The organism is Pseudomonas sp. GW531-T4 (assembly GCF_017349615.1).
Classification (GTDB): Bacteria; Pseudomonadota; Gammaproteobacteria; order Pseudomonadales; family Pseudomonadaceae; genus Aquipseudomonas; species Aquipseudomonas chlororaphis_I.
Window position 1 is genome coordinate 16,093 of sequence record NZ_JACMZT010000010.1, and the last position, 17,119, is coordinate 33,211.

The window sequence follows — 17,119 nt, forward strand, 5'->3', positions numbered from 1 at the left end:
TTCAACGCTTGCGGCACAGGGTCAAGCCATCCCCCAGGGGCAGCAGCGACAGGTCGACACGCGGGTCATCCTTCAAGGCACGATTGAGTGCCTGGATGGCCCGGGTGTCTTCGCTCTGGGGATTCTCCTCCAGCACCCGACCGCTCCACAGCGTGTTATCGAACACCGCCAGCCCGCCCACGCGCAGCAGGCGCAGGGCACTTTCCAGATAAGCCGGGTAATTGGCCTTGTCGGCGTCGATGAAGACCAGGTCGAAACCACCCTCGCCCTCCTCCTGCTCGATCTTGGCCAAGGTCTCCAGGGCCGGCGCCAGACGCAACTCGATCCGCCCGGCGACACCTGCTTCCTGCCAGTAGCGGCGCGCGGTGGCGTTGTAGTCGCCCGGGATGTCACAGCAGATCAACTGGCCATCGTCCGGCAAGGCCGCGGCCATGGACAAGGCGCTGTAGCCGGTGAAGGTCCCCACCTCCAGCACACGCCGGGCACCGATCAGTTTGACCAGCAAGGCGAGGAACTGCCCCTGCTCGGGCGCCACCTGCCAGCGCGCCATGGGCAGTGCCTGGGTTTCGTCACGCAGACGGCGCAGCAGCGGCGTTTCGCGCAGGGAAACGTCGAGCAGGTAGTGATAGAGGGCGTCGTCGAGGTTGAGGGTACGAGCGGTCATGGCAACCTCAACATTGAGATAGGACCTAAGGGTTGTGCGCCAGATGCTCTGGCTGCAACACGCGCTTGGCGCTCAGGTAGGCTTTTTGCCAATAGGCCTTGGACAGGCTGTCCAGCTTCACCGTACCGCCGGTGGCCGGTGCATGGACGAAGCGGCCTTCACCGACATAGATGCCCGCGTGACTGACCTGAGAACCGCCATTGGTGGCAAAAAATATCAGGTCGCCGGTCTGCAAGGCGTTCTTGCCGACATTCGGCGCACGCATGCCGATCATTTCGCGAGTCGAGCGCGGCAAAGAGATACCGGCCGCGTCGCGATAGACGTAGCCGATCAGGCCACTGCAATCGAAACCGGAATCCGGCGTGTTGCCGCCCCAGCGATAAGGCGTGCCCACCAGGCCCAACGCACGAAACAGCACGTCTTCGGCAGCGGGCGAGAAGGTCTGGGGAGTATTGAAAACGGGAGCACGTACCACAGGCGCGGGTGGCGGGGTACGGCTGGCACACGCGCTGAGCAGCGCGGCGAGAACGATCAATGCGAGGCGGGCCGACGTCGACATATGCAGAACAATCCTGATCTGGATGCGGCTTTCTCTGCCGTGAGGCCGAAAACAAAACCGCGTAAGCAGGGCTTACGCGGTTAGTTTTCAACAATAGATCAGGATTCTAGCGCCTACGCGCCAAACTTCAAGTAAGACTTTAACTTCACCTTACAAAAAGTCCGCTTACTTGCGTGCGGTGACCACAGTCGGGGCCATTGCGAGGGCGCGTTTGGCTTCGATGAAGGTCTTGCTCCAGTAGCTGTCGCCCAGGCTGTCCACCCGCACACCACCGCTACGGCGGCTGCTGGAATGGATGAACTGGTCATCGCCCAGGTAGATGCCAGCGTGGCTTACGCGACCGCGGCGGCCATTGGTGGCGAAGAACAGCAGGTCGCCCGGCTGCAGCTTGTTACGCGCAACCAGCGGAGCGTCAACGTTGATCATTTCACGGGTGGAACGCGGCAGATTCATGCCGGCTTCTTCACGGAACAGGTAGCCGATGAAACCGCTGCAATCGAAACCGGCTTCAGAGGTACCGCCGAAACGGTAACGGGTACCGATCAGGGACATGCCACGCTCGAGGATACTGTCGGCCAAGACTGGCAGCTGGTAAGGCTTGCTGTCAGCGAACTCGGCGAGTTCTTTTTCGGTTGCCAGCTCTTCCTGGAAAATAGCGGAAGACTGGGCTTTTGAAGAGTTTTGAGCCTGTTGCTGCTCTTGTTGGCTCACCGGAGAGTGGGTGGCGCAACCAAACAACAGGGTGACGAGTGCAAGAGGCACGAGGGGTGCGAAGCGCTTCAGCATGGGCACGACCGTGGCTTAAAGTTATAAAGAAGCCGCGACTATGCCTTCTATCGCTCTAATTTGCAAATTCAATCGATTGAAATGTGACTTATCGGTTTCTACTCAACATCTAAGGCCTTAAGCCCAATTTAAACGCACGCGCCTCTGGAAACGCTTCCGGATGCGGGTTTTCTGGCGCCTGAAATATACCAAAAAGCCACTACCGCCCGCGGATTTACCAGCCCAGGGTTTCCTTGAGGAAGGGAATGGTGAGCTTGCGCTGAGCCTGCAAGGACGCCTGATCGAGGCGCTCCAGCAGTTCGAACAAGGCGCTCATGCTGCGGGTGCCGCGGGTCAGGATAAAGTGCCCGACTTCGTCGGTCAGGTGCAGCCCGCGACGCGAGGCGCGCAATTGCAATGCACGCAATTTGTCTTCGTCAGAGAGCGGGCGCATCTGGAAGATCAGCGCCAGGGTCAGGCGGGATTTGAGGTCCGCCAGCTTCACTGGCAACTCCCGGGGAGAGGTCGAGGCCGCGATCAACAGGCGCCGGCCGCTGTCACGCAGGCGGTTGAACAGATGAAACAGCGCCTCTTCCCAGTCGGCCTTGCCTGCCACCGCTTGCAAGTCGTCCAGGCAGACCAGCTCGTACTGTTCCAGGTTGTCGAGGATTTCGATGCCGCGATCCAGCAATTCCGCCAGGGGCAGATAGACCGCTGGCTCCCCCAGTTGCTCGAACCGCAGGCAGGCCGCCTGCAGCAAGTGCGTACGCCCTACCCCATCCTTGCCCCAGAGGTAGATCAGGCTTTCGGTCCAGCCGGCGTCGGCTTCGCAAAGCCGCTCGACATAGCCGAGTGCAGCGGCATTGGCGCCTGGGTAGTAGTTGATGAAGGTGGCGTCATCACGCAGACGCACACCTAGGGGCAGCTGAATCGGTTTCATGCTGACTGAACAGTTCCAAACGAACCGTTAGTGGCCTCTGTGTAAAGTTTGCAAAGTTTATACCCGTGACGCCGGGCGCACAATGCAGCAGACCACAAGCAAAATCAAAGGTTTGCGTTAGCCTGATGAAATCACGGGGGGTTCTTTGACGGTGGATGTGACAGCTGTAAAGACTCTCAGAGGCGCCCGCCTGAAACACGGGCGCCCCTAAAGCATCAACAGTAGGCGTTACTGCTCGGACTCCTCTACACCGCTATAGATGTCCGAATCCTTGTACAAGTCGTGCACATGGCGCACCAGCACCATGATCACCGCCGCCACCGGCAAGGCCAGCAGGATGCCGGTAAAACCGAACAACTCGCCCCCCGCGAGAATCGCGAAGATCACCGCCACCGGGTGCAGGCCGATCCGATCCCCCACCAGCAAGGGGGTCAGCACCATGCCCTCCAGGGCCTGGCCAACCATGAACACCGCCACGATGCCGATCATCGGGTACAGGTCGCCGCCGAACTGGAACAATCCGGCAATCAGCGCTGCGCCGATGCCGATGACAAAGCCCATGTACGGCACAATCGCCGCCAGACCGGCAATCAGGCCGATCAACAGGCCCAGCTCAAGCCCGACCAGCATCAGGCCGGCGGCATAGATCATTCCCAGAGCGACCATCACCAGCAGCTGACCACGGACGAACGCCCCCAGCACCTCATGGCATTCCCCGGCCAGCGCCACCACCCGCTCCTCGCGATCACGAGGCAACAGGCTGCGGATCTTCGCCATCATCAGATCCCAGTCGCGCAGCAGGTAAAAGCTGACCACCGGAATCAGCACCAGGTTGGCCAGCCAGCCGATCAACGCCAGGCTGGAGGCCGTTGCCTGGCTCAGGACCACGCCGACGATATCGGTGGTCTGCCCCATGTGTTCGCTGATCGCCGCCTTGACCTTGTCGAACTTCCAGAAACCGTCGGACAAGCCCAACTTGGACTGCGCCCAGGGCATCGCCGTATGCTGCAACCAGTCGAGCATCTGCGGCGCCAGCTCGTACAGGCGCAGCAGCTGCTTGGCGAGCATAGGCACCAACACCAACAACAACGCCATGACGATCAGGGTGAACAGGGCAAATACCGCCACCACGCCCCAGGTGCGCGACAAGCCGAGCTTTTCCAGGCGGTCCACCAGCGGATCGAACAGATAGGCCAACAGCAAGGCCACCAGGAACGGCGTCAGGATCGGATGCAACAGGTACACAAAACCACCGAGCAGGACCAACCCACCCAACCAGACCCATCGACGCGTATCAGCCATGAACCACTCCATTGCTTCTATATAAAGAAAGAAAACCTACCAACGAAAATGCAGTTGCGCGGCCGGTGCAGGCGCGGGCGCTGGTGTCGCGCCTTCGACAACCGGCTGGACAGGCGCAGCGCCCGCTGGGACCTCCTGCAACCGAGCCAGGCTCAGCTGCGCGCGCAATTGCTCGGCACTGCCGCTGACCCGGTACACCGAGCGATCGCCATCGACGCTCTGCAAACGCCCACCGAAGGGTTCGAGCAAACGCCCCAACGCCGCATAACGTTCCAGATTCATGCCCTGCACTTCCAGCAACTGCTCGCTGGATGCGCCCGGCTTGACCACGAACCGCGGCGCCAGGCGCTGGCTGACCGCCAATAGCACGGCATCGGCCAAGGCCGGCACATCGGCGCCCTGGACGCTGCCCTGCTCCTTCTGGTCCCCCATCCACAGGCGCCATTTGGCCTGCCACTGACCGCCCTCTTCACTGGCATGCACCGCCAGCAGGGCGTCCGCGCCGTAACGCTCCGACGCAGCACGCAATGGCGCCGAATCGGAACCTTCGAGATTCGGCGCCGTGGCGACGATCTGTTCGTTCAGGTCAGCCAGCGGCAAACGCAGCGGCAAGCCGCGATGCAGGGCTGCACGGCGCAACGGCGTGGCACTGGCCTGGCCATCGCCGACCAGGCTGGAACCTTCACTGGAGTCGGTCAGCCACCAGCCGAGAATCGATGGGCGATTACTGCCCCACAGCGACAGGCCAGCCTGGCGCAACGCCCGATCGGTGCTGGCCGGATCGAAGTCGACCTGCAGGCTCTCGGGAGGACCGGCGTCGTAGCCGTACTGGCTGATGATCTGCTGCGGGTCCTTGCGGATCGCCGCCAGCCCCGGGTTCTGCAAGGCCTTGCTATCGCCGGTCAGGCGCAGCACCAGGGTTTCCAGGGCCCGCTGGGTGGCCTGATCGCGCTCGCCAGGGGACTGGCTGCTGACCGGTTCACGGACCTGATACAGGTTATTGAGGGTTTCGGCATGACTCGCCAGGCTGAACAATGACAAACAGCCCATAAAAAGAAATTTGCACAAACGCATGGAGGATTCCCGACGACAAAAGGCGGCTGGAACGGACCGCATGAACAGGATTGACCCAGGCTGTGACCACAAAGCCCAGGCAAACATTCACCCGATCGATGGAAGTTTTCGTGCTGTCATAACGACAGCGAGTACAAGGCTATACCTTATACAGTCCTGAGCGACGCGATCGACACACGCAATTGCAGTTTTTTTAAGCGGATATGCCCTGCCCGTCGGCCCGAGGATGGCCGCTACACCTCAAGCCTGATAAAATCGCGCGCCTTCGCAGACCGGCAACAGCCGGGGTCGCTGAAATGATTGCGTGGCATTGCCGCCGCGACTGTTTCAATGGCCTCCCTGGACTCGGTCGATACCCCCTGAATCCCCCCTAAAGGCCTGGATCATGAGCAAGCAACCCTCCCTGAGCTACAAAGACGCCGGTGTAGACATCGACGCCGGTGAAGCATTGGTCGAACGCATCAAGAGCGTCGCCAAGCGCACTGCGCGCCCGGAAGTCATGGGCGGCCTGGGCGGTTTCGGCGCCCTCTGCGAAATCCCGGCCGGCTACAAGCAGCCGGTACTGGTCTCCGGCACCGACGGCGTGGGCACCAAGCTGCGCCTGGCACTGAACCTGAACAAGCATGACAGCATCGGCCAGGACCTGGTCGCCATGTGCGTCAACGACCTGGTGGTCTGCGGTGCCGAGCCGCTGTTCTTCCTCGACTACTACGCCACCGGCAAACTGAACGTCGACGTCGCCGCCACCGTGGTTACCGGCATCGGTGCCGGCTGCGAACTGGCTGGCTGCTCCCTGGTTGGCGGTGAAACCGCTGAAATGCCAGGCATGTACGAAGGCGAAGACTACGACCTGGCCGGCTTCTGCGTCGGCGTGGTGGAAAAAGCCGAAATCATCGACGGCTCCAAGGTTGCCACCGGCGACGCCCTGCTGGCCCTGCCGTCTTCCGGTCCGCACTCCAACGGCTACTCGCTGATCCGCAAGATCATCGAAGTCTCCGGCGCCGACATCGAAACCGTCCAGCTCGACGGCAAGCCGTTGACCGAACTGCTGATGGCCCCGACCCGCATCTACGTCAAGCCACTGCTCAAGCTGATCAAGGACACTGGCGCAGTCAAAGCCATGGCCCACATCACTGGCGGCGGCCTGCTGGACAACATCCCACGCGTTCTGCCAAAAGGCGCCCAGGCCGTGGTCGACGTGGCCAGCTGGCAGCGTCCGGCGGTATTCGACTGGCTGCAAGAGAAGGGCAATGTCGAAGAACACGAAATGCACCGCGTGCTGAACTGCGGCGTGGGCATGGTGATCTGCGTGGCTCAGGAGCACGTTGAAACTGCCCTGAACGTCCTGCGCGAAGCCGGCGAACAGCCTTGGGTCATTGGTCAGATCGCTAGCGCCGCCGAAGGCGCTGCCCAGGTCGAGCTGAAAAACCTCAAGGCACATTGATGCAAGAGCCGATGCCAGCCACCTGTGATGTAGTGGTGCTGTTGTCCGGTACCGGCAGCAACTTGCAGGCCCTGATCGACAGTACCCGGGCCGACGACAGCCCGGTACGCATCCGCGCGGTGATATCCAACCGCGCCGATGCCTACGGCCTGCAACGCGCCCAGGATGCGGGTATCGATACCCGCGCCCTCGATCACAAGGCATTCGAAGGTCGCGAGGCCTTCGATGCCGCACTGATCGAACTGATCGACGCCTTCCAGCCCAAGCTCGTGGTGCTTGCCGGATTCATGCGCATTCTCAGCGCGGATTTCGTTCGGCACTACCAGGGTCGCCTGCTCAATATCCATCCTTCGCTGCTACCCAAATACAAAGGGTTACACACTCATCAGCGAGCGCTGGAGGCCGGAGACACCGAGCACGGCTGCAGCGTGCACTTTGTGACAGAGGAACTCGATGGCGGACCACTGGTCGTACAGGCAGTGATCCCGGTAGAGTTGCACGACTCGCCGCAAAGCCTGGCGCAGCGGGTCCACGTCCAGGAACACCGGATTTACCCGATGGCCGTACGCTGGTTTGCCGAAGGTCGACTCACACTCGGCGAACAGGGTGCTTTACTGGATGGTCAGTTACTGGCCGCCAGTGGCCACTTGATTCGTAATTAGGAGATTTTATGCGTCGCGCCCTGCTCTTCGCTTGTGCTCTGCTCGCCCTGCCTTTCGCGCAGGCTGCAGACCTTCAACCCTTCTCCGCCAGCTATACCGCCGACTGGAAACAGCTGCCGATGAGCGGTACCGCCGAACGCAGCCTGGAAAAGAAAGGCGACGGCACCTGGAAGCTGAGCTTCAAGGCTTCGATGATGATCGCCAGCCTGACTGAAGAAAGCACCCTGACGCTCGACAAGGACACCCTGCTGCCGCAGTCCTATCACTTCGAGCGCGGCGGCCTGGGCAAAGCCAAGAAGGCCGACCTGGACTTTGACTGGAACGCCAAGATGGTCACCGGCACCGATCGCGGCGATGCGGTCAAGATCCCGCTCAATCGCGGCATGGTCGACAAATCCACCTACCAGCTCGCCTTGCAGCACGATGTGGCCGCCGGCAAGAAAAGCATGAGCTATCAGGTCGTCGATGATGGCGAAGTCGACACCTACGACTTCCGTGTCCTGGGCTCGGAAAAAGTCGACACCAAGGCCGGCCAGATCGACGCGATCAAGGTCGAGCGCGTGCGCGACCCGACACAAAGCAAACGCATCACCGTCATGTGGTTCGCCAAGGACTGGGATTACCTGCTGGTTCGCCTGCAACAGGTCGAAACCGACGGCAAGGAGTACAACATCATGCTCCTGAACGGCACCGTCAACGGCAAGACCGTCAAAGGCAGCTAAGCCGCACGACAATGAAAAAGCCCCGCCGATGCGGGGCTTTTTTTCGCCTGGTGTTTCTATTTGGCCGCTCAAGCACAGCCCTCCTGGCGACCCGACAGGCTCGCTCGCCGAGCAAAAATGCCCGGCACAACAGCCGCCCAACATGAAACTTTTGTCATGAAACTCCGGCCCCTGCGACCGAATGCCACAGTTTCCGCGGCCTGCGGGACTGTTTCGAAATCTGCAAAAGATTGTTGCATTTGAAAGCAATTTACTTAGCCAGCTAACAAAATATATAACGAAGTCCTGCACACGCCTTGCTGCAGATCAATAGAGATTGGAGCTAGCAGATGACTGTAAAAGTAACTGAACGCGACGATTCACACATGTCCCATGAAGGCGTAGCCGCAGGTGTACGGATCTGGGACGTGCATCAACAAGACTTGCTGGTGGGAATGTTTCATTCCGAGAGCGATGCCCATAATTACAAGGCCGAACTGGAGAAGCTGGAGCAGAACCGCGCACCGCAAAGCTCCTGACCTCACACTGACTGCCGCGGCTGCCGCCACGCATCGGTAGCCGCTTCAGAAACAACAAACCCCGCTCATGGCGGGGTTTGTTGTTTCTGCGGGTTTACCACATCAGATCGTCAGGGATCTGGTAGGCCGCGTACGGATCGTCCTCGTCCGGCGCCTCGGTCGGCGTGTTGAGCTGAACGATGCGCCGTGGATCGCGCTCCTGGATCTTCAGCGCGGCTTCACGCGGGATGACTTCATAACCGCCGGCATGGTGCACGATGGCCAGCGAGCCGCTGCTCAGCTTGTTGCGCATCAGGGCGTTCACCGACAGGCGCTTGACCTTCTTGTCGTCGACGAAGTTGTAGTAGTCCTCGGTGGTCAGCTTTGGCAGGCGCGACACTTCGATCAGTTGCTTGATCTGCGCGGCACGGGCCTTCTGCTCGGCCTTCTCTTGCTGCTGGCGGTTGAGTTCCTGGTCGCGCTTGACCTTCTCGGCTTGCGCCTCCTGGGCCAGGCGCGCCTGGGTATCGTCCGCCTCGACCTGGCCCTTATGGACCAGGCGTTGCTGCTTCTGTTTCTCTTTGCTGACCTGCTTGGCCTGCTTTTGGTTGACCAGCCCTGCTTTGAGCAACTGGTCGCGAAGGGAAAGGCTCATTGGTGCTCACTCACTTAGGCAACAGCCTCAGCCACAGCTGGGCAAATTCTTTTCCTGACATTTGGCTTCGCCCCACAAGGCGTCCAACTCTTCGAGGGTGCAATCTTCCATGGGTCGGCGGGTATCGCGCAATGCCTGCTCGATAAATCGAAAGCGCCGCTCGAACTTGGCATTGGCGCCACGCAAGGTGGTTTCCGGATCGACCTTCAGATGCCGGGCCAGGTTGACCACGGCGAACAGCAGGTCGCCCACCTCGTCGGCGATCGCCTGCGGGTCATTCTCGGACATGGCTTCGAGCACTTCATCGAGCTCTTCGCGGATCTTGTCCACCACCGGCAAGGCGTCCGGCCAGTCAAAACCGACCTGGGCCGCGCGCTTTTGCAACTTGGCCGAACGGGACAGGGCCGGCAGCGTCGCGGGTACATCGTCGAGCAAGGACAACTGCAAAGGCTCTGCCGATTTCTCAGCGCGCTCCTCGGCCTTGATCTCTTCCCAGCGCTGCTTGACTTGTTCTTCATCCAGCCGTGGCGTATCCAGCGGCGCGTACAGGTCCCCGGTAGGGAATACATGGGGATGGCGACGGATCAGCTTGCGGGTGATGCTGTCGACCACGCCGTCGAACTCGAAACGCCCCTCCTCCCGCGCCAGCTGGCTGTAATACACCACCTGGAACAGCAGATCGCCCAGCTCGCCCTGCAAGTGCTCGAAATCGCCTCGTTCGATGGCATCGGCCACTTCGTAGGCTTCTTCCAGGGTGTGGGGGACGATGGTGGCGTAGCTCTGCTTGATATCCCAAGGGCAGCCGTACTGCGGATCCCGCAGCCGCGCCATCAGGTGCAACAGGTCTTCAAGGCTGTACATCGGTCACTCTCATTGCCAAACCATGTTTTCTGTAGGAGCGAGGCTTGCCCGCGATGGCGATTTGTCTGACATACCGCTATCGCGGGCAAACCGGATCGCCGTCCGCTCGCTCCTACGCTCCGGATTTCAAGGGGTACGGTTACGGCGGGTCTCGATGATGTTCGGCAACTGGGAAATACGCCCCAGCAACCGCCCCAACGCGTCCAGCCCCGGAATCTCGATGGTCAGGGACATCAGCGCAGTGTTGTCCTCCTTGTTCGAGCGGGTGTTGACCGCCAGCACGTTGATCCGCTCGTTGAGCAGCACCTGGGAGACGTCACGCAGCAGGCCGGAGCGGTCGTAGGCGCGAATGATGATGTCCACCGGATAGGTCTGCACCGGCACCGGGCCCCAGCTGACCTGGATGATCCGCTCCGGCTCGCGGCCGGCCAGTTGCAGCACCGAGGCGCAGTCCTGACGGTGAATGCTCACCCCGCGGCCCTGGGTGATGTAACCGACGATCGCATCCCCCGGCAGCGGCTGGCAGCAACCGGCCATCTGGGTCAGCAAGTTGCCGACGCCCTGGATCTGGATGTCGCCGCGCTTGCCCGGCTTGTAGCCGGTGGCCTTGCGCGGGATCAGCTCCAACTGTTCGTTGCCGCGTTCCGGCTCCACCAACTGCTGCGCCAGGTTGACCAGTTGCGCCAGGCGCAGGTCGCCCGCGCCCAGGGCGGCGAACATGTCCTCGGCGGTTTTCATGTTGGCCTTGTCGGCCAGCTTGTCGAAATCCACCTGCGGCAGGTCGAGGCGATTGAGTTCGCGCTCGAGCAAAGTCTTGCCCGCCGCCACGTTCTGATCGCGCGCCTGCAGCTTGAACCAGTGGACGATCTTCGCCCGTGCCCTTGAGGTGGTGACATACCCCAGGTTCGGGTTCAGCCAGTCGCGGCTCGGCGTGCCGTGCTTGCTGGTGATGATCTCGACCTGCTCGCCGGTCTGCAGGCTGTAGTTGAGCGGCACGATGCGCCCGTTGATCTTCGCGCCCCGGCAGTTGTGGCCGATCTCGGTGTGCACGCGGTAGGCGAAGTCCAGCGGCGTCGCGCCTTTCGGCAAGTCGATCGCATGGCCGTCGGGGGTGAAGATGTACACCCGGTCCGGCTCGATATCCACCCGCAGTTGCTCGGCCAGGCCGCCGATATCCCCCAGTTCCTCGTGCCACTCGAGCACCTGGCGCAGCCAGGAGATTTTCTCTTCGTAGTGGTTGGAGCCGGACTTGACGTCGGTGCCCTTGTAGCGCCAGTGGGCGCAGACCCCCAGCTCAGCCTCTTCGTGCATCGCGTGGGTACGGATCTGCACTTCCAGCACCTTGCCCTCAGGGCCGATGACCGCCGTGTGCAACGAGCGGTAACCGTTCTCCTTGGGGTTGGCGATGTAGTCGTCGAACTCTTTCGGAATGTGCCGCCACAGGGTGTGGACGATCCCCAGCGCGGTGTAGCAGTCGCGCATTTCCGGGACCAGCACGCGCACCGCGCGCACATCGTAGATCTGGCTGAACTCCAGGCCCTTGCGCTGCATTTTGCGCCAGATCGAATAGATGTGTTTGGCCCGGCCGCTGATGTCGGCGTCGACGCCGGTGGCCTGCAGTTCGTTCTGCAGCTGGTTCATCACATCGGAGATGAAGCGCTCACGATCGAGGCGCCGCTCGTGCAGCAACTTGGCGATCTGCTTGTACTGCTCAGGCTCCAGGTAACGGAAGGACAGGTCCTCCAGCTCCCACTTGATATGGCCGATACCAAGGCGATGAGCCAGCGGTGCGTAGATGTCGAAGACTTCCCGGGCGACCCGGTTGCGCTTCTCGTCGTCGGCGTTTTTCACCGCGCGAATCGCGCAGGTCCGCTCGGCCAGCTTGATCAGTGCCACACGCACGTCATCGACCATCGCCACCAGCATCTTGCGCAGGTTTTCCACCTGGGCCTGGGTGCCGAGCACGAGGGATTGGCGGGGGCTGAGGCTGGCGCTGATCGCCGCCATGCGCAGCACGCCGTCGATCAGCTTGGCCACCACCGGGCCGAAGCGCTGGCTGACGGCCGGCAGCGGGATCTGGCCTTCACGGACGCCACGGTAGAGTACCGCGGCCACCAGCGAATCCTGATCCAGCTTGAGGTCGGCGAGGATCTCCGCGATCTCGAGGCCGGTGCTGAAACTCGACATGTCTTCGCCACTGAGATTCTTCGCGGCGATGTGTTGTTGCTCTGCCTCACGAGCGAACTCGCAGGCTTCTTTCAAGGCTTCACGGTCCAGTGCCATGTCGACGCTGACCGCATGATCGAGCCACGCCTCGAGATTGATACTGCCGTCGGTGTTGATCGGCTGGTGCGCTCTCACCTGTACCATCTTGCTTTACCTTCCCTACGACGCACATTCAATGCGTCAAATCGCTGACCTTCACTGCCAGTATTTCCTCGCTGGGCCGGCGAGTGCTGCCTGACGGGCCAACGGATTAGACGAGCCATCCTAGCTCGCTTCAAATAACGCCATGGCCTCGACATGTGCCGTCTGAGGAAACATATCGAGGATCCCGGCACGTTTTAACCGGTAGCCCTGCCTGACCAGTTCGACTGTGTCACGCGCCAGAGTGGCAGGGTTGCATGACACATAAACCAGGCGCTTGGCGCCCAGGCTCGCCAGCTTGCGTACCACCTCGAAAGCCCCGTCCCGAGGTGGGTCCAAGAGTACCGCAGAAAAGCCTTCGCGGGCCCACTCGGCGTCGCTCAGGGGCTGCGATAAATCGGCCTGAAAAAACCGGGTGTTATGCAAATTGTTGCTAGCGGCATTCTCCGCGGCACGCGCGACCATGGTCGCCACCCCTTCGACCGCCACCACTTCACGAACCTTCTGCGCCAGTGGCAGGGCAAAGTTGCCCAGGCCGCAAAACAGGTCCAGCACGCGCTCGTCAGCCTGTGGCGCCAGCCACTCCAGGGCCTGGGCCACCATCGCCTCGTTGACCCCGGCATTGACCTGGACAAAATCCCCCGGCCGATAAGCCAGCTGCAGATTCCACGGTTCCAGGCGATAGCCCAGGGCCTGGTCCGGGTCCACCGGTTGCGGCTCGCCTTCGCCATGCAGCCACAGCTGGGCCTCATGGAACGCGCAGAACGCCTGGAGAATCTCCAGGTCGGCCGCGGACAACGGCGCCATATGGCGCAGCAGCACAGCAATCGCCGAACCGCTGAACAACTCCACATGCCCCAGCGCCTGCGGTTTGCTCAGGCGCTGCAGCATGGCCGGCAAGCGGCTCATGATCGGTTGCAAGGGCTGTACCAGCACCGGGCATTCGTCGATGGCGACTATGTCCTGGCTGCCGGCGGCGCGAAAGCCCACTTCGAGTTTTTTCGCCTTGGCGTCCCAGCGCACCGCGACCCGCGCCCGGCGTCGGTAGCCGAACTCCGGACCGCTCAAAGGTGGCGCCCACTCCTCTGGCTCGACACCGGCAACCCGCGACAGCTGCTCGGCGAGCATGCGCTGTTTCAGGGCAAGCTGTTCGTCATGGGGCAGGTGCTGCACGCTGCAGCCGCCACAACGGCCGGCATGGGCGCAAGGCGCTGGCTGGCGCAGATCGCTGGCGCTGAACACCCGCTCGGTACGGGCTTCCACCACTTTGCCGTGGGCGCCCAGCACTCGCGCCTCGACCTCTTCGCCCGCCAGTGCACCAACGACGAACCAGGTACGCCCCTCCAGAAAGGCGATGCCACGACCGTCGTTGGCCAGGCGCTCGATGGTCAGGCGCTGTTTTTTTCCAACGGGGATCTGCGCCGCCCGGCTCCCGCCCGAAGGCTGGAAGCGCAGGCCTCTGACTGGCTTAGCCATCAGTTGGGCGCATCGAAGATGCCGGTCGACAGGTAACGGTCGCCACGGTCACAGATGATCGCGACAATCACCGCGTTTTCGACTTCGCGGGACAGGCGCAACATCGCCGCCACCGCACCGCCCGAGGACACGCCGCAGAAGATGCCTTCTTCGCGGGCCAGGCGCCGGGTCACGTCTTCGGCTTCGCTCTGCGTCATATCGACGATGCGATCGACGCGAGTGGCCTGGTAGATCTTCGGCAGGTATTCCTGCGGCCAGCGGCGAATGCCGGGGATGGCCGAGCCTTCCATCGGTTGCAGGCCGATGATCTGCACGTTCGGATTCTGTTCCTTCAGATAACGCGAGGTGCCCATGATGGTGCCGGTGGTGCCCATGGAGCTGACGAAATGGGTGATGGTGCCCTCGGTCTGGCGCCAGATTTCCGGGCCGGTGCCGGTGTAGTGCGCTTCCGGGTTATCCAGGTTGGCGAACTGGTCGAGCACCTTGCCGCGACCTTCGGCCTGCATCTTCTCGGCCAGGTCGCGCGCGCCTTCCATACCCTCTTCCTGGCTGACCAGGATCAGCTCGGCGCCATAGGCGGTCATCGCCGCCTTGCGCTCGGCACTGGAGTTGTCGGGCATGATCAGGATCATCTTGTAGCCCTTGATCGCCGCAGCCATGGCCAGGGCAATCCCGGTGTTGCCCGAGGTCGCCTCGATCAGCGTATCGCCGGGGTGAATCTGCCCACGCAGCTCGGCGCGAGTGATCATCGACAGCGCCGGGCGGTCCTTGACCGAACCCGCCGGGTTATTGCCCTCGAGCTTGAGCAGCAGGGTGTTGCTGGTGACGCCAGGCAGGCGCTGCAAACGGACCAGCGGGGTGTTGCCGACGCAATCGGCGATGGTGGGGTACTGCAAGGTCATGGCGTATTCGCAATCCGGACTGCGGGGGCGACTATCATACCGGCAAACGTTCGCAGGCCATATCACGCAAAGTGAGGGTCTTATGGCTTAACGATATAAGGCAGCGAATCAGCCTCGCTCGAAGGCGCTTGCACCCTAACGGCAGCCCGCAGACGCATGTTCAGGCGCAAGCCACGCCCGGTATTTTCCGCCCACAGCTGGCCGCCCTGACGCTGCACGGCGTTGCGCGCGATGCTCAACCCCAGGCCAAAACCGCCATTGCCCGGACGCGAGCCGTCGAGGCGGGTAAAGGGATCGAAGATCCGCTGCAGATCGGCGTCGGCCACGCCAGGCCCCTCATCCTCCAGCCACAGCAGCCAATGCTCGCCCTGACGCTGGCCGTCCAGCAGCACACGACCGCCCGCGGGTGAATGACGAATGGCATTACGCAGGATGTTCTCCAGGGCCTGGGCCAGGGTATTGAGGTTGCCCCGGACCCAGCACGAGGCATCCAGCGCGCAGTGCAGTTGCGCGCTGGACCAGGCGCTTTCGAAGCAGGCGTTTTCCGTGAGCATTTCCCACAGGGCCTGGATCTGGATGTCTTCCTCGGCCAACGGTGCCCGCTCGGTGTCGAGCCAGGCCAGTTGCAAGGTGTCGTCCACCAGCCGCTGCATGCCATCGACTTCCCGCGCCAACCGCTCGCGCAATGCCGGCAGGCTCTGCTCGCCGTCGCAGGCCACCCGCAGTCGACTCAAGGGCGTGCGCAATTCATGGGAAAGGTCGCGCAGCAATTGCTGTTGCAAGGCCACGGTGCCCTGCAGGCGCTCGGACATCTGGTCGAACGCCCGGCCCAGTTCACCCAGCTCGTCCTGGCGACTGGTGGTCTGGCTCGACAGCCGCGCATTCAGTTGATCGGCGCGCCAGGCGTTGGCCTGTTCGCGCAACTGGTTCAGCGGCACCACCAACAGTCGATACAGCCCGACACACAGCAACAGGGTGAACAGGCCGGGAATCACCCCGTTGGTCAGCACCCGCCAGAACACCCGATAGCGCCCGGGCATGAAGCGCTGGGGCAGCTCGATCACCAGGCTGCCGGCGGACGGGTCGTTGGGAAACGGAATCTTCAGCCAGGGCAAACCACGGGTATGGCGGCTGACCGGCCAATCCAGGCCGCGCAGGAATGTCAGGTGCTGGCTCTCGGCTTCGCTCAGCGGATAACTGCTCAGCGACTGCAGGTCGCGGCCGATGACCCCGATCCAATGCCGCTCGCGTCCGGCCATGCCCTGCAACCAGGCATCGACCCCGGCGCTCTGCCCCTGGTTCCAGGCCTGCTCGGCTTCGGCGGCGTAACCGGTCAGCGTGCCGCGGGCCTCATCGGAGAGGAACAGGTTCTTCTGTTCCATGTAGCGGCCCCAGGACCAGCTCAGCCAGATCATCAGCAGGCAGAAGGCGACCAACAGACAGGCCAGCTTCCAGAACAGTGAATGCCTACCGGGCAGCTCAGGCCATTTCATCGACGGCGCTCAGCACATAACCCTTGCCCCAGACCGTGCGCACTTCCCGCGCGACATAACCGACCGCCTTGAGTTTGCGGCGAATCTGGCTGATGTGCATGTCCAGGCTGCGATCATGGGGCGCGTAGCCGCGCTGCAGCACATGCTGATAAAGGAAGGGTTTGCTCAGGACCTCATCGTCGTTGCGGTTGAGTGTCTCCAGCAGGCGGTACTCGCTGCGGGTCAGCCCGGCCCACTGTTGCCCGTAATACACGTCGCACAGCTCGTCGTCGAAACGCAGCCCCTGGGCTTCCTGCCTGAGCGGCGCCGGGGCCGGCCGGCGATCCAGGGCCACGCGCCGCAGGATGGCTTCGATCCGTACCCGCAACTCGGCCATGCTGAAGGGCTTGGGCAGGTAGTCGTCGGCGCCCAGGCGAAAACCGCTGATGCGATCGGCCTCGGCCCCCAGCGCCGACATCAGCAGCACCGGCGTGGAATGGCTCTGGCGAAAATGCGTGAGCACCGTCAGCCCATCCATCCCCGGCAGCAGGATGTCCATCAGCACCACATCGAAAGGCTGCTGGCGAGCCATCGCTAGCCCTTCCTGGCCGTTCTGGCACCAGGTGACATCAAACCCACAACGGCCCAATTGCTCGTGCACATAGGCACCGAGCACCAGGTCGTCTTCGATGCTCAGGATCCGGGGATGGCCGACAGATACGGGATTCATTAGCTTCTGCAAGTAATTCTCAGTTGG

At 62.1% G+C, this 17,119-nt stretch carries 17 protein-coding genes; 4 read left to right on the forward strand and 13 right to left on the reverse strand.

All coding sequences use genetic code 11. The features are described 5' to 3' along the window. Position 1: 1 nt before the first annotated feature. The 6 genes from J4D28_RS10290 to J4D28_RS10315 all read right to left on the reverse strand — a co-directional run bounded on the left by J4D28_RS10290 (position 2) and on the right by J4D28_RS10315 (position 5,304). Positions 2-664 carry an O-methyltransferase gene (locus J4D28_RS10290; RefSeq protein WP_009050266.1) on the reverse strand — a complete coding sequence of 221 codons (663 nt, stop codon included), beginning with the start codon at positions 662-664 and terminating at the stop codon, positions 2-4. A 25-nt stretch (positions 665-689) separates the two neighbouring features. Beyond that, complete coding sequence (locus J4D28_RS10295; RefSeq protein WP_007927778.1) at positions 690-1,223, reverse strand: C40 family peptidase; 534 nt, start codon at positions 1,221-1,223, stop codon at positions 690-692. A 165-nt stretch (positions 1,224-1,388) separates the two neighbouring features. Beyond that, a complete protein-coding gene (locus J4D28_RS10300; protein WP_009050267.1) occupies positions 1,389-2,009 on the reverse strand; it encodes a C40 family peptidase in 621 nt (206 codons plus the stop codon). A gap of 214 nt (positions 2,010-2,223) precedes the next feature. Next, on the reverse strand, positions 2,224-2,928 hold the full coding sequence (gene hda, locus J4D28_RS10305) for a DnaA regulatory inactivator Hda (RefSeq protein ID WP_007898944.1): 705 nt from the start codon (positions 2,926-2,928) through the stop codon (positions 2,224-2,226). A gap of 228 nt (positions 2,929-3,156) precedes the next feature. Beyond that, positions 3,157-4,230, reverse strand: coding sequence for an AI-2E family transporter (locus J4D28_RS10310; RefSeq protein ID WP_009050268.1), 1,074 nt, complete (start codon positions 4,228-4,230; stop codon positions 3,157-3,159). A 36-nt stretch (positions 4,231-4,266) separates the two neighbouring features. Further along, complete coding sequence (locus tag J4D28_RS10315; RefSeq protein ID WP_009050269.1) at positions 4,267-5,304, reverse strand: DUF2066 domain-containing protein; 1,038 nt, start codon at positions 5,302-5,304, stop codon at positions 4,267-4,269. A 385-nt stretch (positions 5,305-5,689) separates the two neighbouring features. Between J4D28_RS10315 and purM the strand changes: the two genes are divergently transcribed. The 4 genes from purM (at position 5,690) to J4D28_RS10335 (ending at position 8,650) form a co-directional block, all read left to right on the forward strand. After that, the gene (gene purM / locus J4D28_RS10320) at positions 5,690-6,748 is read left to right on the forward strand and encodes a phosphoribosylformylglycinamidine cyclo-ligase (RefSeq protein ID WP_038634283.1); all 1,059 of its coding nucleotides are present in this window, start codon (positions 5,690-5,692) and stop codon (positions 6,746-6,748) included. 11 nt (positions 6,749-6,759) lie between these two features. Beyond that, positions 6,760-7,410: a phosphoribosylglycinamide formyltransferase gene (purN, locus tag J4D28_RS10325; protein WP_009050271.1), complete on the forward strand. Its 651-nt coding sequence runs from the start codon at positions 6,760-6,762 to the stop codon at positions 7,408-7,410. 8 nt (positions 7,411-7,418) lie between these two features. Beyond that, on the forward strand, positions 7,419-8,132 hold the full coding sequence (locus J4D28_RS10330; RefSeq protein WP_007927772.1) for a DUF3108 domain-containing protein: 714 nt from the start codon (positions 7,419-7,421) through the stop codon (positions 8,130-8,132). Between the two features lie 329 nt (positions 8,133-8,461). Continuing rightward, positions 8,462-8,650 carry a hypothetical protein gene (locus tag J4D28_RS10335; protein ID WP_016702508.1) on the forward strand — a complete coding sequence of 63 codons (189 nt, stop codon included), beginning with the start codon at positions 8,462-8,464 and terminating at the stop codon, positions 8,648-8,650. Positions 8,651-8,744: 94 nt separating this feature from the next. Here the strand turns inward: J4D28_RS10335 and J4D28_RS10340 are convergent, their stop codons facing one another. The 7 genes from J4D28_RS10340 to J4D28_RS10370 all read right to left on the reverse strand — a co-directional run bounded on the left by J4D28_RS10340 (position 8,745) and on the right by J4D28_RS10370 (position 17,092). Beyond that, positions 8,745-9,284, reverse strand: coding sequence for a DUF2058 domain-containing protein (locus J4D28_RS10340; RefSeq protein WP_038634286.1), 540 nt, complete (start codon positions 9,282-9,284; stop codon positions 8,745-8,747). A gap of 27 nt (positions 9,285-9,311) precedes the next feature. Further along, on the reverse strand, positions 9,312-10,145 hold the full coding sequence (mazG, locus tag J4D28_RS10345) for a nucleoside triphosphate pyrophosphohydrolase (protein ID WP_038634288.1): 834 nt from the start codon (positions 10,143-10,145) through the stop codon (positions 9,312-9,314). 126 nt (positions 10,146-10,271) lie between these two features. After that, complete coding sequence (relA, locus tag J4D28_RS10350) at positions 10,272-12,515, reverse strand: GTP diphosphokinase (protein WP_009050274.1); 2,244 nt, start codon at positions 12,513-12,515, stop codon at positions 10,272-10,274. Between the two features lie 120 nt (positions 12,516-12,635). After that, positions 12,636-13,988 carry a 23S rRNA (uracil(1939)-C(5))-methyltransferase RlmD gene (gene rlmD, locus J4D28_RS10355; protein ID WP_103330915.1) on the reverse strand — a complete coding sequence of 451 codons (1,353 nt, stop codon included), beginning with the start codon at positions 13,986-13,988 and terminating at the stop codon, positions 12,636-12,638. After that, positions 13,988-14,890 (reverse strand): cysteine synthase CysM, encoded by a 903-nt coding sequence (cysM, locus tag J4D28_RS10360; RefSeq protein WP_009050276.1) that lies wholly within the window; start codon positions 14,888-14,890, stop codon positions 13,988-13,990. Before cysM ends, rlmD begins: the two co-directional genes overlap by 1 nt. A gap of 80 nt (positions 14,891-14,970) precedes the next feature. Further along, positions 14,971-16,383, reverse strand: a complete 1,413-nt coding sequence (locus J4D28_RS10365; protein WP_103330916.1) for a sensor histidine kinase — start codon at positions 16,381-16,383, stop codon at positions 14,971-14,973. Then, positions 16,370-17,092: a response regulator transcription factor gene (locus tag J4D28_RS10370; protein WP_028683152.1), complete on the reverse strand. Its 723-nt coding sequence runs from the start codon at positions 17,090-17,092 to the stop codon at positions 16,370-16,372. The genes J4D28_RS10365 and J4D28_RS10370 overlap by 14 nt, the downstream gene beginning before the upstream one ends. Positions 17,093-17,119 lie beyond the last annotated feature (27 nt).

Excerpts from the sequence above, each read along its gene's own strand:
- purN (WP_009050271.1), top strand. The coding sequence starts at position 6,760 with ATGCCAGCCACCTGTGATGTAGTGGTGCTGTTGTCCGGTACCGGCAGC.
- J4D28_RS10300 (WP_009050267.1), bottom strand. The coding sequence starts at position 2,009 with ATGCTGAAGCGCTTCGCACCCCTCGTGCCTCTTGCACTCGTCACCCTG.
- J4D28_RS10370 (WP_028683152.1), bottom strand. The coding sequence starts at position 17,092 with ATGAATCCCGTATCTGTCGGCCATCCCCGGATCCTGAGCATCGAAGAC.
- hda (WP_007898944.1), bottom strand. The coding sequence starts at position 2,928 with ATGAAACCGATTCAGCTGCCCCTAGGTGTGCGTCTGCGTGATGACGCC.
- J4D28_RS10290 (WP_009050266.1), bottom strand. The coding sequence starts at position 664 with ATGACCGCTCGTACCCTCAACCTCGACGACGCCCTCTATCACTACCTG.
- J4D28_RS10310 (WP_009050268.1), bottom strand. The coding sequence starts at position 4,230 with ATGGCTGATACGCGTCGATGGGTCTGGTTGGGTGGGTTGGTCCTGCTC.
- purM (WP_038634283.1), top strand. The coding sequence starts at position 5,690 with ATGAGCAAGCAACCCTCCCTGAGCTACAAAGACGCCGGTGTAGACATC.
- J4D28_RS10330 (WP_007927772.1), top strand. The coding sequence starts at position 7,419 with ATGCGTCGCGCCCTGCTCTTCGCTTGTGCTCTGCTCGCCCTGCCTTTC.
- J4D28_RS10315 (WP_009050269.1), bottom strand. The coding sequence starts at position 5,304 with ATGCGTTTGTGCAAATTTCTTTTTATGGGCTGTTTGTCATTGTTCAGC.
- J4D28_RS10340 (WP_038634286.1), bottom strand. The coding sequence starts at position 9,284 with ATGAGCCTTTCCCTTCGCGACCAGTTGCTCAAAGCAGGGCTGGTCAAC.
- rlmD (WP_103330915.1), bottom strand. The coding sequence starts at position 13,988 with ATGGCTAAGCCAGTCAGAGGCCTGCGCTTCCAGCCTTCGGGCGGGAGC.
- relA (WP_009050274.1), bottom strand. The coding sequence starts at position 12,515 with ATGGTACAGGTGAGAGCGCACCAGCCGATCAACACCGACGGCAGTATC.
- cysM (WP_009050276.1), bottom strand. The coding sequence starts at position 14,890 with ATGACCTTGCAGTACCCCACCATCGCCGATTGCGTCGGCAACACCCCG.
- mazG (WP_038634288.1), bottom strand. The coding sequence starts at position 10,145 with ATGTACAGCCTTGAAGACCTGTTGCACCTGATGGCGCGGCTGCGGGAT.
- J4D28_RS10365 (WP_103330916.1), bottom strand. The coding sequence starts at position 16,383 with ATGAAATGGCCTGAGCTGCCCGGTAGGCATTCACTGTTCTGGAAGCTG.
- J4D28_RS10295 (WP_007927778.1), bottom strand. The coding sequence starts at position 1,223 with ATGTCGACGTCGGCCCGCCTCGCATTGATCGTTCTCGCCGCGCTGCTC.
- J4D28_RS10335 (WP_016702508.1), top strand. The coding sequence starts at position 8,462 with ATGACTGTAAAAGTAACTGAACGCGACGATTCACACATGTCCCATGAA.